Origin of the sequence: Bradyrhizobium sp. CSS354, from assembly GCF_029051725.1 — a bacterium.
Lineage (GTDB): Bacteria > Pseudomonadota > Alphaproteobacteria > Rhizobiales > Xanthobacteraceae > Bradyrhizobium.
In genome coordinates this window covers 1-452 of sequence record NZ_JAACFU010000093.1, presented here as the reverse complement: position 1 = coordinate 452, position 452 = coordinate 1, and the positions used below count along the sequence as shown (strand labels likewise).

General features: G+C 60.4%; 1 protein-coding gene. It reads right to left on the bottom strand.

Annotated features, from left to right (window positions below):
• Positions 1-452, bottom strand: a 452-nt coding sequence (locus GWG67_RS38795) for a HemK family protein methyltransferase (protein ID WP_275174902.1), incomplete at both ends; no start/stop codon positions are given.

Sequence of the window (452 nt, the reverse complement as noted above, 5' to 3'; positions counted from 1 at the left end):
ATGCCGTGGCGCTCGATATTCAGGCTTGCCACTTCCAGCGCATCGTAGGACAGGTCCGCCAGGGCGACTTCGGCGTCAGGGAATTCATCGGCGCAGGCGATGCCGATACAGCCGGAACCCGTGCACAGGTCCAGGATGCGTGCCGGCTCACTCGCCAGCCAAGGTGCGAAACGCTCTTCGATCAGTTCGGCAATCGGTGAGCGCGGTATCAGCACGCGGTCGTCGACAATGAACGACATACCACAGAACCAGGCTTCGCCCAGCAGATAGGGGGTTGGCACGCGGTCGTCGATGCGGCGTTTGATCAGGCGTTGCAGTTCGGATATCTCGTCGACTTCCAGACGGCAGTCAAGGTAGCTGTCAGCGATTTCCCAAGGCAGGTGCAGTGCGCCCAGCACCAGTTGCCGTGCTTCGTCCCACGCATTGTCAGTGCCATGACCAAAAAACACGTC